This window comes from Clostridium sp. (assembly GCF_047718555.1).
In the GTDB taxonomy this organism is placed as follows: Bacteria; Bacillota; Clostridia; order Clostridiales; family Clostridiaceae; genus Clostridium_I.
In genome coordinates this window covers 1-17,544 of record NZ_JBDNRK010000076.1, presented here as the reverse complement: position 1 = coordinate 17,544, position 17,544 = coordinate 1, and the positions used below count along the sequence as shown (strand labels likewise).

15 protein-coding genes are annotated in these 17,544 nt (G+C 29.4%); 4 read left to right on the top strand and 11 right to left on the bottom strand.

The window, feature by feature from the left end:
- The first annotated feature begins 408 nt into the window (after positions 1–408).
- Positions 409–2,397: a fructose-1,6-bisphosphatase gene (locus ABF633_RS19105; RefSeq protein ID WP_415526021.1), complete on the top strand. Its 1,989-nt coding sequence runs from the start codon at positions 409–411 to the stop codon at positions 2,395–2,397.
- Positions 2,398–2,464: 67 nt separating this feature from the next.
- On the opposite strand, the gene ABF633_RS19100 is transcribed toward ABF633_RS19105, so the two are convergent.
- On the bottom strand, positions 2,465–3,265 hold the full coding sequence (locus ABF633_RS19100) for a ribonuclease H-like domain-containing protein (RefSeq protein WP_415526019.1): 801 nt from the start codon (positions 3,263–3,265) through the stop codon (positions 2,465–2,467).
- 278 nt (positions 3,266–3,543) lie between these two features.
- Here ABF633_RS19100 and ABF633_RS19095 point away from each other — a divergent pair, with 278 nt between their 5' ends.
- Together ABF633_RS19095 and ABF633_RS19090 are read left to right on the top strand one after the other, a co-directional pair.
- Positions 3,544–4,008: an Lrp/AsnC ligand binding domain-containing protein gene (locus tag ABF633_RS19095; RefSeq protein WP_015616501.1), complete on the top strand. Its 465-nt coding sequence runs from the start codon at positions 3,544–3,546 to the stop codon at positions 4,006–4,008.
- 108 nt (positions 4,009–4,116) lie between these two features.
- Positions 4,117–4,326, top strand: a complete 210-nt coding sequence (locus ABF633_RS19090) for a DUF378 domain-containing protein (protein WP_415526016.1) — start codon at positions 4,117–4,119, stop codon at positions 4,324–4,326.
- 149 nt (positions 4,327–4,475) lie between these two features.
- On the opposite strand, the gene ABF633_RS19085 is transcribed toward ABF633_RS19090, so the two are convergent.
- The 6 genes from ABF633_RS19085 to ABF633_RS19060 form a co-directional block, all read right to left on the bottom strand.
- The gene (locus tag ABF633_RS19085) at positions 4,476–6,218 is read right to left on the bottom strand and encodes a phosphoenolpyruvate carboxykinase (protein WP_415526015.1); all 1,743 of its coding nucleotides are present in this window, start codon (positions 6,216–6,218) and stop codon (positions 4,476–4,478) included.
- 401 nt (positions 6,219–6,619) lie between these two features.
- Entirely contained in the window at positions 6,620–7,936 is a 1,317-nt protein-coding gene (gene argH, locus ABF633_RS19080) for an argininosuccinate lyase (RefSeq protein WP_415526014.1), read from the bottom strand.
- Between the two features lie 2 nt (positions 7,937–7,938).
- Positions 7,939–9,144, bottom strand: a complete 1,206-nt coding sequence (locus tag ABF633_RS19075) for an argininosuccinate synthase (protein WP_415526013.1) — start codon at positions 9,142–9,144, stop codon at positions 7,939–7,941.
- A 489-nt stretch (positions 9,145–9,633) separates the two neighbouring features.
- Positions 9,634–10,644: an isocitrate/isopropylmalate dehydrogenase family protein gene (locus ABF633_RS19070; protein ID WP_415526011.1), complete on the bottom strand. Its 1,011-nt coding sequence runs from the start codon at positions 10,642–10,644 to the stop codon at positions 9,634–9,636.
- An 88-nt stretch (positions 10,645–10,732) separates the two neighbouring features.
- On the bottom strand, positions 10,733–12,130 hold the full coding sequence (locus ABF633_RS19065) for a 2-isopropylmalate synthase (protein ID WP_415526009.1): 1,398 nt from the start codon (positions 12,128–12,130) through the stop codon (positions 10,733–10,735).
- A 563-nt stretch (positions 12,131–12,693) separates the two neighbouring features.
- Complete coding sequence (locus tag ABF633_RS19060; RefSeq protein WP_415526007.1) at positions 12,694–13,416, bottom strand: lysophospholipid acyltransferase family protein; 723 nt, start codon at positions 13,414–13,416, stop codon at positions 12,694–12,696.
- A 284-nt stretch (positions 13,417–13,700) separates the two neighbouring features.
- Between ABF633_RS19060 and ABF633_RS19055 the strand changes: the two genes are divergently transcribed.
- Positions 13,701–14,621 (top strand): ComEC/Rec2 family competence protein, encoded by a 921-nt coding sequence (locus tag ABF633_RS19055; protein ID WP_415526006.1) that lies wholly within the window; start codon positions 13,701–13,703, stop codon positions 14,619–14,621.
- Between the two features lie 118 nt (positions 14,622–14,739).
- On the opposite strand, the gene ABF633_RS19050 is transcribed toward ABF633_RS19055, so the two are convergent.
- The 4 genes from ABF633_RS19050 to ABF633_RS19035 are packed head-to-tail and all read right to left on the bottom strand — an operon-like array spanning position 14,740 to position 17,134.
- A complete protein-coding gene (locus tag ABF633_RS19050; RefSeq protein WP_415526005.1) occupies positions 14,740–15,216 on the bottom strand; it encodes a hypothetical protein in 477 nt (158 codons plus the stop codon).
- Positions 15,216–15,548 carry a hypothetical protein gene (locus ABF633_RS19045; RefSeq protein WP_415526003.1) on the bottom strand — a complete coding sequence of 111 codons (333 nt, stop codon included), beginning with the start codon at positions 15,546–15,548 and terminating at the stop codon, positions 15,216–15,218. The genes ABF633_RS19050 and ABF633_RS19045 overlap by 1 nt, the downstream gene beginning before the upstream one ends.
- On the bottom strand, positions 15,524–16,069 hold the full coding sequence (locus ABF633_RS19040) for an RNA polymerase sigma factor (protein ID WP_415526001.1): 546 nt from the start codon (positions 16,067–16,069) through the stop codon (positions 15,524–15,526). The genes ABF633_RS19045 and ABF633_RS19040 overlap by 25 nt, the downstream gene beginning before the upstream one ends.
- Positions 16,070–16,075: 6 nt before the next feature.
- On the bottom strand, positions 16,076–17,134 hold the full coding sequence (locus tag ABF633_RS19035; protein WP_415525999.1) for a LiaI-LiaF-like domain-containing protein: 1,059 nt from the start codon (positions 17,132–17,134) through the stop codon (positions 16,076–16,078).
- Positions 17,135–17,544: the final 410 nt, after the last annotated feature.

Below are 17,544 nucleotides of genomic sequence, written 5' to 3'. Positions count from 1 at the left end.
GTATAAATTTTTTTTAAACTTCAATCAATGAGTGATGTATTAAATTAATTAAGCTTTAATTTGTCAATGCATATACAACACTTAATTATCATATCATATTTTTACATATATTTACAATGCAATCTTCACATTATCCACCTTTTAATATATAATTTATTTTATGTAACTGCATTATCTTCCAAAAAATATATTTAATAGAAGATATATATTATTAAAGTAATTTGCATATAGTTATTTTAAAATACTTCTATTTTGATATACTAATTATTTATTGTGCTACTCAATTACTTCTATTTACGGTAAAAAATAATATTATATACTCCTCTAAAATAGATTATTATGTTAAAATAGTATTATATAAGCTGTATTTGTAATTACATTCATTAAGAAAGGCAGGAATGTTAGTTTATGACAACCAAATCTATACCAAATACAAAAATTAAAAGTAATCTAAAATACTTAAGCCTACTTGCTCAGCAGTATAGCACCATTAATGAAGCTTCTACTGAAATAATTAATCTTCAAGCAATTTTAAATTTACCAAAAGGTACTGAACATTTCCTTACGGATATACACGGAGAATATGAGCCCTTTCTCCATGTATTGAAAAATGCCTCTGGTGTAATTAAGAGAAAAATTGAAGATGTCTTTGGCAATGCTCTGGGTGAAGGTGATAAGAAAAGCCTTGCCACTCTAATATATTATCCTGAACAAAAGTTGGATATAGTTTTAAGAGAGGAGAAAAACATTAATGATTGGTATAAAATATCACTGTATAGATTAATTGAAATATGCAGATATGTTTCCTCTAAATACACTCGTTCAAAGGTTAGAAAGGCTCTTCCAAAGGATTTTTCCTATATTATTGAGGAGCTTTTGCACGAAGAACCTGATAGAGTAGACAAGCACGAATACTATGGTGAAATCATAAATACCATAATTGATATTGACAGAGCAAGGGAATTTATAATTGCCTTATCAAAATTAATACAGAGATTAGTTATAGACAGACTTCACATAATTGGAGATATTTTTGACAGAGGTCCAGGTGCAGATATAATTATGGACACTTTGGCTAATTATCATTCTGTGGATATCCAGTGGGGAAATCACGATATATTGTGGATGGGTGCTGCTTCTGGTTCTGAAGTATGTATTGCCAACGTGGTAAGAATCTGTACACGATATGCCAATTTAGACACTATAGAAAATGGCTATGGAATAAACCTTCTTCCCCTGGCTACCTTTGCAATGGAATTCTATAAAAATGACCCTTGCGAAAATTTCTTACCAAAATTTGATGGTGAAAGTACCTATACGGTAAAAGAAATTCAACTTACAGCACAAATGCACAAGGCTATATCCATAATTCAATTTAAGCTGGAAAAAGAAATTATTTCAAGACACCCTGAATTTAACATGTCTAATAGGCTATTATTGGATAAAATTGATTATAAAGAGGGATGTATTCATATTGGGGAAAAGGTATACAAAATCACTGATACAAATTTCCCGACTATTAATCCTGAAAACCCATATAAGCTTACCCTAGAGGAAAAAGAGCTTATAGAAAAACTAAAATTTTCTTTTGTCAGCAGTGAGAAACTTAATAAACATGTTCGTTTTTTATTCTCAAATGGAAGCCTATATTTAAAATTTAACTCTAACCTTCTGTACCATGGCTGCATTCCATTGGATGAAAATGGAAATTTTAAAAAAGTTGACTTAGAAGGAAAAGAGTATAGTGGTAAAGCACTTTTAGACAAGCTGGAAATTCTTACTAGAGAAAGTTTTTTCCACGGTAAACCAAGGCAAAATCAACATAACTCAGATATAATGTGGTATTTGTGGGCAGGTCCCTTTTCTCCACTTTTCGGCAAGGAAAAAATGGCAACCTTTGAAAGATATTTTATCAAGGAAGAAGAAACCCACTATGAAAAAAAAGATCCTTATTATGATTTTAGAGATAATGAGGATATATGTAATAAAATATTGATAGAATTTGGATTAGATCCCGAAGAATCCCATATAGTTAATGGCCACGTACCTGTAGAAAAAAAGAATGGAGAAAGCCCAATAAAAGCTAATGGTAAACTTATGGTAATAGATGGAGGTTTTTCAAAGGCTTATCAATCCAAAACCGGTATGGCTGGATACACCTTAATTTATAATTCCTTTGGTCTTCAGCTTATATCACATCAGCCCTTTGAATCTACAGAAAAAGCAATAAAAGAAGAAACAGATATACTCTCCTCCATAGTAGTTTTAGAGCATTCCTCTGCTAGAAAGAGAGTAGCGGATACGGACATAGGAATAGTCCTTCAGCATCAAATAGAAGATTTAAAAATGCTTCTTCTTGCCTACAGAAAGGGTTTAATAAAAGAACTAAACAAATAATTTTTAAAATAATAAAACACTAGGAAAATCTAAATAAAATTATAGAAATTCCATAGTGTTTTTATTATTAATAGCTGTTATTAATAATATCTAAAAGTTCTTCAGATTCTGAATTTCCTTTAAGTAAATTGTCAATAACCTTAGAAGCTGCTCTTTTAGAAATTCTTTCTAAAGGAGTATCGATATTTACATTATTTTTATTCAGTAAAAACTTAAGATATCTCAGCTGCTTTTCTGTTATGCTATTATCTCTTACCACTTCTTCAGATTTATCAATATCAAAAATCACTTTAAATAGTTTAGGTAGATTCAGCACATCTTCATAATTATGAAGCATTATTATATCTTTTAATTTTTCATCATTAGTTTTTAAATATTTATTATATAATTCTACACTTATTCCTCCATCTATTTTATCCAATCTATTTATGCCTATATATTTTTCTACACTTTTCAAATTGCATCTTTCCATACCCAGCTGCTTATAATAAGGCCTTATAAGTCTATAGAGGTCCACATGCTCTGAGGGTGGTATAAAATCATTTATATCGTTTCTTAGCATTCTATTTGCTATAAATGGCTCATCAAAAGCTTTACCGTTATAGGAGCACCACCCCCTATATTTTTTTAAATCTTCCTTAAATGCAAAGAGTATATTCTTTTCCTCTTCAGTATTTTCAGCATAGTACTGTTTTATGTAAAAAGATTTTTTATCTAAAAAATAACCTAATGATATTAGCATTATTACATCTTCATCTTTATCAAATCCTGTAGTTTCAATATCAAAATAGGCTATTTTATCCATTTTATATTTATTTAACATATTTACGTCAATATCTATTTTAGAATTTCTTTCCTTTAAAAACATTCTAATCCCCCATAACAATTTATATAATTTCTAAAATAATTATACAACATTTCATTATTAATTAAAACTATCTTGAATTTTTCAAAAACACATGTATAAATTTTCCACAAAAAGTGCAATAATAATAATATATTGATTATTTTTTGTTATTTTAATAATTTTTAGCCTTAATATTTAAAAAACACGAAACTTATTAAAAATTATTCAATTTTGTTTTGATAAATTATCAATATATTTGGTATAATATTATTGATTGTTAAATGTAGGAGTTGATTTATATGAATTTTAATATTAGTGGTTTAGACGAACTTGATATTCAAATATTAGATATCTTAGTTAAAGATTCAAGAACACCGTACCTTGAAATAGCAAGACAGTGTCATGTAAGTGGAGGAACCATTCATGTAAGAATGAAAAAAATGGAGGATCTAGGAATTATCAAAGGTACAAAGCTCATTATTGATAATTCAAAATTAGGCTATGATGTATGCTGTTTTATCGGAATATACCTTGATAAAGCTACTTCATATCTTAGTGCCTTAGAACAGTTAAAGGGTATTAAAGAAATAGTAGAACTTCACTATACTACTGGAGAGTACTCCATTTTCTCTAAAGTAATCTGTAAAAGTATAGGTGACTTGCAGGACTTACTTATGACAAAAATACAGGTAATAGACGGTGTCCAAAGAACCAGTACCTTTATATCCTTATCGCAGCCAATAGATAGAAATATACAGTTTTAATGATACATAGAATAAAGCTTTAAGTAAATTATCTTATTAAAGTTATAATTTAATAAAAACTAGGCATAATAAAGTTGTAAATTTCAATAAAGGAGATGTGGCTTTATTATGAAAAGCTTAGATATCATTTCACTTGTATTAGTTATAATAGGTGCTATAAACTGGGGTCTAATAGGATTCTTCAGATTTGATTTAGTTGCCGCTTTATTCGGTGATATGTCTACTTTCACAAGAGTTATCTATGCCTTAGTAGGTATAGCAGGTTTGTACTCAATATCCTTCTTAGGAAGAGATAGAGATAGAAGAGTAGACAGATAATATTATAAAAAAATAAGGCCCTATTCAGGGCTTTATTTTCATGTCTTTTTTTAATTTTTAGTATAGTATCCTTTTAAATAAACCATTGAAAATAAGTAATATTTTCAAATTCCATTTCTATTCAATTTCTCTTCTGCAATATTTCTAAATTAAAATAGAGATTTTATTGTTTCAAGAAGTCTTATTGCTGCATTTTTAGGGCCTTCTTTTTCCTTCCCCTTAATACCAAGACAAGTTCTTATCTGGCCAACTTTTATTCCAGATTTAAAAAATTGATCAAAATAACTTAATAGTAATTTTTCTGTTTCTTCTTGTTTTTGTACAGGACCAAATGGATTTGCAAAATAAGTTTTAACTAATCCTTTTTCTGAAGTTGTACCCTTTGCCATTCTTGCTCCATTTCTAAAGGTAGGCAATGCTTCTTCTGGATTGTTAAAGAATTCCAATTTATCTCCATCATCATCGTAGTTATTAGCATACAGGAACAAATCTATAGGATATCCTTTAGTTATGTCATTATAAGTTGCTACAGGCATGATAAGTCTGGCATTTATTTTATCAGGGTTCATAAATATACTTCTATCTATTTCCCTAAAGGCATAGCCAGGATCAAGGTCATCTAATCTTACAAAGGCTCCTATTTCAGTACCATAACCTTTTGGCTTATTATCTTTATCAAACTTTACCACACCCATATCATCAAAGATTATAGTCATATCACTTATATAATCTTCACTGAGTTCTCTAAAGGCTTCAAGACTTTCTGATTTACCTGCCCCACTATCTCCCATAATTATTACATTTGCCTCTTTGCCATCCTTGGTAATAATATTCACCATAGCTCCATGAATTGGCAAATATCCTCTTTTAATCATTATTAAATTGTGAAGAGTCAATGTCATTTTTTTCATGTATCCAAAATAATCTATAGCATCTCCATAGCTTACATATCCCAGCATAATATTATTTTTCTTATCATCGTAAAATACTGTTCTAATCTCTTCATAATCATCTTTGCCACCAAATACATATATTATATCAGGCTTAACATTTTCGTATTCTTCACGTCTTGCCATTTCAAATAGATTGCACATAGAAATACCATGGCTCATAAAGTCTCTATGGAAATATACATAAGCCAAAAGTTCTCCTACCTTTGCAGGATAACAGAACCAGTGATCTGAATTAATTTTACAGTCTTCAATAGGATTTTCAAAACACTCATTGAATATGCCTGATCTGGTATTTTTTTTAGGATAAATTATGAATGGAGGATCTACTAAAACTGAATCAATAAAAGGTATATTTTTTAAACAATCATAACCTTCTGGAATTTCCCACTTTATATGATTCATTATTAAACCCACATTACCTCCAGCAGGTAATTGTCTATAAACATTAGGTTTAGTTCCTATTATATTCTCTTCAATCTTTCTATAAGTCACTAATATAAGCTTTGAAAATTGAGTATTTGCATCAATAAAGTTTACACTTTCAAATCCATAGTTCACTCTAGTATTTTGAACAATAGTGTATCTTTCTAGTTTTCTCCAAAAACCATATAGACCCTCTATAAAATTTACAATTACGTGTTTATCTTTTAAAAACACCTCATATTTGTTGTTTAATTTTAAAATTTCTTCTCTATCCATAACAATTAACAACTTAAACACATTTATTATGTCATCTATTAGTTTTTCTTCGTCTATTTCATCAATACTCTTCTTTATGTATTTATAAAGATTTGAGCCCCTTTTCTCAAGACTATTTAGATATGCTATCATAACCCTTCTAAATCCATTACTTGTTAATAATTGCTCATGAGTAACACAATATTTTGAAGTAAAATTAACCATGGCCTTATCGTTGCTTAGTGAAAAATCCTTACGCATAAAATAACCCCCTTTTAATTTCATGCAAGTATATACAGCTATTTCATTCATTTTTATAGCCAGCATGTGTAATTATATCATATAAATGAAAGTTATGCATTATGAAAGTTGCATTTTTAGATTTTTATTATTTATTTAAGCTATATTTTAATATTTGTTAAATTTATATAGGAATTATTTATTATATGATATCTAATTACATTTATTTCCTAATATTTATCCCCAAAATGTGGTTATAAAATTATATTTTGTACTTACTTATACAAAAATGTTCAAGAAAATGAGGCTTAGCCTACTATTTTCATATAAGCTAAACCAATTTAGACACATTGCAGCAATAAAGAGGCTGTCTCACAATGTATATCTATACATTGTGAGACAGCCTCTTCGTTAAAATTTCATCATTTCATATATTTTTTTATACCTTTGTCAAAAGTATTTTCATAATCTATAAATTCATATATATCCTTATCAAATAATTCACTGAACTCTTTCAACTGCTCAATACCTAAATCCTCTATAGGTAAACTCTTTTCTTCACAGTATAATACAATTTCACCTATAACTCTATGGGCATCTCTAAAAGCCATACCCTTGTTAACTAGATAATCTGCTGCTTCTGTAGCATTTAAAAAACCATGTTTTACAGCTTTAAGCAGAGAATCCTTTTTCACCTTAAGAGTGGCCAGCATTCCATTCATAATTTTAATGCAGCTTAATACAGTATTAAGTGCGTCAAAGAATCCCTCTTTGTCTTCCTGCATATCCTTATTATATGCCAGAGGAAGGCCCTTCATAGTTGTTAGTATAGATACCAGATCTCCATAAACTCTACCAGATTTACCTCTTATAAGCTCTGCTGCATCTGGATTTTTCTTTTGAGGCATAATACTGCTTCCTGTAGAGAATTCATCACTTAATTGAATAAAGTCAAATTCCTTTGTACTCCAAATTATTATCTCTTCACTAAGTCTGCTTAAATGCATCATAGCTAGAGAAAAATCAGAAGTCAATTCTATAATATAATCTCTATCACTAACTCCATCTAAGAAATTATTTACTGGCCCTTTAAAGCCAAGCTCTTTTGCAGTAAAGGCTCTATCAGTATTATAGGTAGTTCCTGCTAATGCACAGCAGCCTAAAGGACTTTCATCCATTATCTCTATAGCATTTTCAATTCTCTTCTTATCCCTTGAAAACATATTAAAATAAGCCAGCATATGATGCTTAAAAGTAACTACCTGAGCTCTCTGCATATGGGTATACCCTGGCATTATATAATTATTTTCTTCTGCTAATGTTTTTATTGTACCTAGAAGCTGGCTCAAATTTTCCACTACTTCCTGAGCCTTTTTCTTTGAATATAAACGCATATCCAGAGCAACCTGATCATTTCTACTTCTGGCAGTGTGCATCTTCTTACCTGCATCACCTATTCTCTCAATTAAATTCACTTCCATGAAGCTGTGTATGTCTTCATAGTCTCCTTCAATTTTAAGTTTACCTTCTTCTATATCTTTAAGAATAGAATTTAGACCATTAATGATTTTATCGCCATCTTCTTCAGGAATAATCTCACATTTAACAAGCATTTTTACATGAGCAATACTACCAACTATATCTTCATAATACAGAGTTCTATCAAAGCTCAGGGAACTATTAAAGTCCTCCATGAGCTTACTTTCAGCATTTTTAAATCTTCCGCCCCAAAGTTTCATAGTTATTTACCTTCCTTTGAAACCTTCATAGCCTTTATCTTGCAAGGTAGACTGAATAATTTTATGAAACCTTCTGCATCCTTGTGATCGTATAGTTCACTGTCACCAAAGGAAGATATTCCTTCATCATAAAGAGCATAAGGTGTATCTGTCCCAGCAACCATAATATTTCCCTTGTAAAGCTTAAGCTTTACTGTTCCTGTTACATGTTCCTGCGTTTTATCTATAAATGCATCAAGGGCTTCTTTTAAATCTGTAAACCATAAACCATCATAAACAAGTTCTGCATATTTCTGAGCTAATAATTGTTTATAGTGATAAGTATTTTTCTGTAATGTTAAATATTCTAATTCATTATGAGCAGAATATAGTATAGTTCCACCTGGAGTTTCATATACTCCTCTTGATTTCATTCCCACAAGTCTATTTTCTATCAAGTCTATAACACCAATACCATTTTCTCCGCCTAATTTATTTAAAAGCTCCAATAATTCTACAGGTGCTAATTCCTTGCCATCAATTTTTTTAGGAACTCCCTGTTCAAAATATATACTTACATAAGTAGATTCATCTTTAGCCTTCTCAGGTGGTGTTGTCATTACATACATATCTCTCTTATGCTCATTTCTTGGATCTTCAAGATCTCCACCTTCATGGCTTGCATGCCAGATGTTTCTGTCCATTGAATAGATCTTTTCCTTTGTAACAGGTACTTCTACTCCCATTTTTGCGGCATAGTCTATAGCATCTTCTCTTGATTTTATATCCCATATTCTCCAAGGAGCTATAATTTTAATTGAAGGATCTAGTGCTGCAATACTTGTTTCAAATCTTACTTGGTCATTTCCCTTTCCTGTACAACCGTGGCATATGTATTTAGCGCCCTCTTTATGTGCTATTTCAACAAGTCTTTTTGCTATTAATGGCCTTGCAAAAGATGTTCCTAAAAGATATTTTCCCTCATATACTGCACCAGATTTTATTGCTTTAAATAAATAGTCTGTTACAAATTCTTCTTTTACATCTTCTACATATATTTTAAAAGCACCAGAATTTACTGCTTTTTCTTTAACAGCATTCATATCCTCATCTTGACCTACATCTACGCATACTGCAATTACATCTAAATCATAATTCTCCTTAAGCCATGGAATTATTATAGATGTATCTAATCCTCCTGAATATGCTAAAACAACTTTATCTTTCATAATGAAACCATCCTTTCACGTTATAAATATACAATTTTCAACTTAATTATTAATTGCTGTAACTTGCTAACTTCTATTAATATACAGTTCTCAGCACAATTTACCTAAATACCTAATATAGACTTATATGATGTAGAAATTATCCATAAGCATAATTATTAAGTTATTATTTCTATGTTTCATACATGTTATTATATATCTTTTTTTATAAATATGCAATATTATTTTATAAATATACAGTATTTTTTATAAATATACTATACTGGCAGAAAAATTCCACTATTTAGTTAGAAAATACTTATTCAATAGCATTTTCATTCATGGTTCTGCTGCACATTTATAATGTCTTCTTCCTTTATACTCGGTCATTCATCACTGCACTATGTGCGGCATTGATGCTTATATTTATACATAAAAAGAAAGTACATAGACTTGATTTACGCAAATCTATGTACGTCTCCTAAAAGAGTAATTAAGCTACCCTTTTATTTATAAATTCTTTATTATTTCTTCTGCAAACTCACTAGTACTAGCAGTTCCACCTAAATCTGTTGTTAATTTAGTTCCTTCTTCAAGTACCTTTGTAACTGCAGCGTCTATTCTGTCAGCTGCATCTAATTCTCCTAAATGCCTTAACATCATAACTCCAGATAATATAGTAGCTAATGGATTAGCTAGACCTTTTCCTGCTATATCTGGCGCTGAACCATGTACTGATTCAAATACAGCTATATCTTCACCTATATTTGCTCCTGGTACTACTCCAAGGCCTCCAACAAGTCCTGCTCCCATATCTGAAAGTATGTCTCCATAAAGGTTAGGTAAAACTAGTACATCATATCTTTCAGGATTTTGCACTAATTTCATGCTCATAGCATCTACAATTACATCCTCAAATTCTATATCACTATCTTTATATTCTTCTGCTACTTTTCTAGCACACTCTAAGAATAATCCATCTGAAAATTTCATTATATTTGCCTTATGAACAGCAGTAACTTTTTTTCTGCCTTCATTTTTAGCTAAGTCAAAAGCAAATTTAGCTATTTTTTCGCTGGCTGGCCTTGTAATTAACTTTATGCTTTCTGCTGCATAATCACCTATTTTATGTTCAATACCTGCATATAAATCTTCTGTATTCTCTCTAATGATTACAAAATTAACATCTGTATATCTTGATTTTATACCTGGATAAGTTTTAACCGGTCTTACATTAGCATATAAATTAAATTTTTGTCTTAATGCTACATTAACACTTCTGAAGCCTTTACCTACTGGTGTAGTTATCGGTCCCTTAAGAGCAATTTTATTTTTCTCTATACTTTCTAAAACATAATCTGGAAGTGGAGTATTATATTCTTCCATTACCTTTTCTCCAGCTTCAACTACTTCCCAATTTACATTTACTCCAGATGCTTCTATAACAAGTCTTGCAGCTTCAGTAACCTCTGGTCCTATTCCATCACCAGGTATAAGCGTTATTTTATATTCCTTACTCATTTCTTAATCCTCATTTCTATAATCTATTCTTTATTAATTAAAATCTGCTTTCGTAAACTTTTGTATCCCCTATGTATCCTTAGTAAAACTACTTATTGTATCCCACACAACTTCCCTCTACATACATAAGTTCTGTAAAAGTTCTCTTTACTACCAATTCAAGTTCCTTGTTGCTTATAGCAGAAGTTCTTCCATTTTCGTATTGAGAATCAACCCAATCCCTTAATTCTGCCACTCTTTCATCTCTTTTACTAATTTTATCATCACCACTTAGTTTAAAATAAGTATTTATCCATGCAGTAATTCCAGCAAGACCAGAATATTCATTAACTGCTACAACTATAGGTCTATCTAAAATTTTATTAGTATCAAAAATATTATATATTTCTTCATCCTTTAACATTCCATCTGCATGAATGCCTGCTCTTGTAACATTAAAATCACTTCCTACAAAAGGAGTTCTTACAGGAATATCATATCCCATAGTTTTTGAAAAATAATCTGCTACTTCAGTAATTACATGCAAATTCATATTCTTTGTATTTCCCTTAATTTGACCATATTCCATAACCATAGCTTCTAATGGGCAATTTCCTGTTCTCTCACCAATTCCCAAAAGGGTTGTGTTTACACTGGAACATCCATATAACCATGCAGTTGTTGACCCCGATACTACATTGTAAAAATCATTATGACCATGCCATTCTAGAGCTGACTGTGGTACATTGCAGTAAATTCTAAGGCCATTGATTATTTTCTGGATACTTCTTGGAAGTGCTGTACTTGCATAAGAAACTCCCATGCCCAAAGTATCACAGGCTCTTATTTTCACCTGTATTTTTGATTCTTTAGATAATTCCATAAGTTTATTTACAAAAGGAACTACAAATCCAAAGAAATCAGCTCTTGTTATATCTTCCAAATGTATTCTTGGAACTATTCCATATTCTAAAGACTTTTCTACCACATCAATGTACTTATTAAAAGCTTCATTTCTGTTTAATTTTAACTTTTTAAAAATGTGATAGTCAGAACAGGACATAAGCATACCTGTTTCCTTTACACCTAATTCCTTTACCCTGGCAAGTTCATCTTTATTAGCTCTTATCCATGTAGTAATTTGCGGAAATTCATATCCTAAAGACATACATTTTTCAAGAGCTTTAATATCTCTGTTAGTATAAGTAAAAAATTCCGTCTGTCTTATAATACCAGAATTATTATCAAGTTCATGTAAATAATTAAAAAGTCTTACTATTTGTTCTACTTTAAATGGAGTCATAGACTGTTGACCATCTCTAAAAGTGGTATCTGTAATCCATATATCCTCTGGTAAATCCATTGGCACCAATTCTCCATCAAATTTCACCTTTGGTATTTCTGAATAGGGAAATAAATCTCTATATAGATTGGGTTCTTTGACATCCTTTATATTAAAACCAGCACCGTTATCATTTTTATCAAAATTAGGCTCAAAACCTTTCATACTATCACTCCTTATTCATTGTAAAATTGCAAGTAAGGGCATTCCTCAATTCACTTAAGTAATAACAGTAATTTGTCTCCACAAATTATAATTTACTAATTATTTTACTACTTTTATCGAATTTTGTGAAGCTTTATGAATAAATATTATAAATACATAATGATTTTTTCATATTTACTCAAATATTTTACCACAGTTTTTCATAATTGTAACCCTAAATATTTCAGCATTTGCATAACTGCATCATAAATATTTCATATATATTATATATATTGTATTTAATTCATAAAATATTGTTCCTAATTGAATCCATTATTTTTTATCATTCTAATATTATATAATGGATATTTATACATGAAACTTCACCTTCAAAATCAGCATTAATAATTACTTAAATGCAATATATAATTCATTTATTGCAACTATGAATTTTTTATCATTTTTTAAATTTCAAAAACCTCTTTATATTTATTAATTTCGTAAATATAAAGAGGTTTTTTCTTTAATTTCATATTATTAAATATTATAATGAACTATTTATTGCAAAATTATATATTTCATTATTATCTTTTTCTTAAAGTATTTAATTCATTCTGGATTTTCTCTCTTACTATTTCTGCCAACTTAGCTTTTTCTTCCTTTGTCAATTTAACTATATCTATAGGTTCCAATATTGACATAGTTACCTCTGCCGGCCTAAGCTTTCCATTACCCTCTTCAAAAACTTTAAAAGTATTGTCAAGGACAATTGGTACTATTGGCACAGATGCTTTAGTAGCCATCTTCATACTGCCCTTCTTAAACTCGCCAAGTACATGACTTTTACTTCTTGTACCTTCTGGAAAGATAACCATACTATAACCCTTTTCCAAATTTTCAATACCTTCATTAATTGCCTTTAAGGATTCTCTTATATTTTCCCTGTCTATAAATACGCAATGCATAGATTTCATCCATGCGCCTACTATATGAAGCTTAAGTATTTCTTTTTTTGCGAGAAAGCCCATATGTTTATTAAGTCTTGACATAAGTACTAAAAAATCTGCATTTCCTTGATGATTTGACACAATTAGACAATTACCCTTTGGCAAATTTTCTATTCCCTTTAACTCTACCCTCACCCCTATAACCTTCAATATATAAGTTGCCCAGCCATTTACTATCCAGTATACTGCATTATTATACTTTTCAGGAGATTTTATCTTTTTTAGGACAAACAAATATACTCTTAAAAATATGGTTAAAAACATTAATATAGCAATATAAATATATTTCAAAAAAAACATAATAAAGTTTACCTCTTTCTTTTAGGCATCATAAATAAATACTAGTCATCCTATTAGAATATTGACTTATTATTTATTTTCAGATGTATTATTGTACTACGCAGTTTAATTATACTAACAGGTCACATATTTTTCAAGTAAACTGTTGCTTAATTAATTAATACATCTTTAACATAGAAATTTACTGAATTGATTTTATACTTCAATTGATTATTATTAGAAATATTGTTAATAATTATAATACATTTTATGCAATACAACTATATGCCACAGGAGGAATACCTATGAAGGTAAGGTTAAAAAAATTTTACATATACATGCTTCCTTTACTTATATTTATAGCCATCTTCATGTTTTTTTTATTCAAAACTTATAATTTTTCTATAGTCAATGTGATAAGCAGCCTGTCTACAAATTCCTCTATAGTAAAAATCGATTATCCTCCTGATACATTAGTAGTACATTATATAGATGTAGGACAGGGCGACAGCGAATTGGTCCAAATTAATAATAAAAACATCCTTATTGATGCTGGTCCTAAAGATGCTGAAAATAAAGTAGTATCCTATATAAAAGCTCAAGATATCACCACACTGGATTACCTAATAGAAACCCATCCCCATGAAGATCATATTGGAGGAATGGAAGCTGTTGTTAAAAGCTTTAAAATTAATGAATTCATTGGTCCAAAAATATATAATCCTCCTACCACTTCTATTTTTAAAGATCTCATAACAACATTAAAGAATAGAAATATGAAAATAACTGTATTAGAACCTGGAGATAGTATAAATTTAGGTGAAAATGTAAAGTGTCAAATATTATCTCCTATAAAATCCTCTTATGATAATCTAAACAATTATTCCGTTGTATTAAAAATAACCTATAAAAATTCCAAATTTCTTTTTACTGGAGATGCAGAGCAAGAGGATGAAAGCAAGATATTAAACAATGGTTTTGATATATCCTCTGATGTATTAAAGGTAGGACACCATGGCAGCAGCAGTTCCTCTAGTGAAAGTTTTTTAAAGGAAGTTTCCCCAAAAATTGCTGTTATAAGCTGCGGCAAAAATAATGATTACAGCCATCCGCATAAAGTCACTTTAGATAAACTTAACAGCATTAATTGTAAAATATATAGAACAGATTTAAATGGTGATATAGTAATTACGAGTGATGGAAATACTATTAAAGTTCTAAAGTAAGTTGTAAATAAAAATTAATATCTAGAAAAATTATTCACATGAAATAATTTTTCTAGATATTTTTACTGTATAGAAATATATAATAAAATTACTCTGTTATTATATATAACACATTAGGCTAAAATTTTTTCTTATCCCTTAACAGAAGATATAATCCTACTATTACAAATACTACTGGTACAATATAAGATCTTACTACATTAAGTACTTCAAACTGAATAAATATTTTATTGGCTATAGCCAAAATTCCTATTATTATTAATGCCCAAGCTATAATCCTAAAAAAATTATTATTCATAACATTGCCTGATCTGAAATCAAAATTACCTTTTGTAAATATACTCTCATCTTCCAAAACTTCTCCACGATCTATTTTATGTGCTATTTGATATGTGTTAAAAAATGTATACAGCCAAAACGGAATACAAAAAACAGGTACAATAAAACCACCAATCTCTATATAATTAAATACCGCCGGCACTACAAAAAACAATACCATGGTTTCCAAACCCTTTTTTAGTAATCCTAAATACATATATCCAGCTCCTGGAACAAGGGCTGTTAAAAACGTAATAAATCCACTTCTTCTTTCCATTAAAACCACTCTCCTATTATATTTTTTACTGAGTCAAATTTATAATTATATTCATATTGAAAAATTAGAGCCTGTGTCCTAACCTTCCCTTCAAAATTTACAATTTCAGATTCAATATTTGTTGTTGCTATTACAGCCATAATAATTCCACTAAAAATAAAACTTAATGCAGCTGCGCGATTTCTATATAAAAAATTGTATTTTGGGGATTTATTTACTTTATCTTGACTTTTTAATTTACTCATTAAATTATAATTATAATCCTGAGAAACATTAAATTTCTCTGCAGATTTTTTTATAAGATTGTCTAAATAATCTGGCTTTTGCTGCATATTATATCCCCTCCTTTCAAAAGCTTATCTTTTAGTTTTTGCTTCCCTCTATATATCCTTCCTTCCACCGCCTTTTGACTTATATTCAGCACCTTTCCTATCTCCTTTTGATTAAGTCCCACATAATAAAACAAAACTATAGGAATTTTTATGTCCTTAGGTAGTTCATCTATACATTGTCTTATAAAAATTTTTTCATCTAATTCATCTTCTTTACCTTTATCCTTAAATATTTCTTTTAACATAGATTTCATACTTCTTTTCTTTTTAAAATCTAAACATTTTGTCACAGCTATCTTATATATGTAAGTAGAAATAGAGCAATCTCCTCTAAACCTATCTACACTTTTATAAAAACTAATAAATACCTCCTGAGATAGATCCTCAGCTTCATGGCTATCATCTGTATAAGAATAGCAAAGAGCTATAATTCTCTTCTTATAAGCGTCCACCAGCCTTATAAAACAATTTTCATCCCCTGCTCTTATGCCATTAATTATATCATCATCATTTTCACTCAAAATCTATCACTCCTGACTGTTAACTCTCACAGATCCTATGTCTATACTAGCTTTAATTTTACTGCTTCCGTTACCTGTAGTTTTTGTCAAAGTGCCGCGATTTATTTTTTCTCCATTGAAATTACATTCTCCCATATTACAGGTTAAATTTGCATCAATATTATTATCCTTAGTATTAACTCTTACAGCCCCATTATTTCCATTTATATTAATGTTTTTGAATGTACTATTATCAATGTCTACACTGGCATTTTTCATATTAACATCTACATTTTCCATATTGCCTGCAATATTAAACTTACCATTATCAACCTTTAAGCTTGTATCCTTCACATCATTTACCCTTACATCTCCATTAAAAGCCTGAATTCCCAAATGGGCCACATTACTCACAGTAAACTTTCCATTCTTAGCATCTATATTTAATACTGTATCTGTAAGATTATCTGCAGAGTTTATATTCAAATTATCTATTACAATATTAACATCTGCTCCATCTGGAATAAATAACGTTCCTTCTACTCCTTTTATATAATTTTCATCTATATCCACTTTTGTTAAATCATTTTCATTCTGTTCATTTATATCATATTTTTTTATATCACTATCTTCTTTTACTCTGACATTCAAATCTAATTTTACATTATTGTCTGCAGATCTTTTTATATCTAAATTACCATTTGTAGTTTGAAATTGAAACTTATTGTTTTTTATTATAATAGTCTTAGTAGTATAAATTGATTTTGCATTTATATCCCAATTGGATTCAATTAAATTATTTTTAATATTACCAATGGAATTAAACGGATTACTATATCTTTGATAAAATAAATTAGTTATAAAAAATACTAATATCATAAATATTAACCCTACATTGAAGCCCATTTTTCTTATGTCTTCTGATTTTCTCAAATTAAACAATACCTCTATTCCCAATAACACAAATATAACTGGCCACCATAGAAATATATCTTTTGCAATCAGCGGATTCACATTTCTTAACGCCATCCAAATTCCATAATATATTAAACTTAATGCTAAGGTTAGTGTTCCTATCTTTCTCATCTAAATTACCCCCAATATAATTTAATTTTCATTCATATATATTGACGATAGATAACACTAAAATCCCACAGATTTTATAAAAATAATTTAAGGCATCTGAAAATAAATAAGAAGTCAAAGATGCGACGAATATTTTGAATCCAACAAGGAAACAGGTTCTGATGATAGTTGGACTATCAGAGGGTTCTGTTGACGCAGTAGGATTTAAAATAGGCTAGCATACTGACTTAGTTATTTTTTGAAGATGCCTAAAATAAAAAAACACTATAAAAATCAATTAGATTGCATGATTTTTATAGTGTGGTTTAATTACGAATATGTATACAAAATGCCTTTTGAAATATCATCAATAAGATATATTCAAAAAATAAAAATGGCTCCGCGAAAAGGATTCGAACCTTCAACCTATC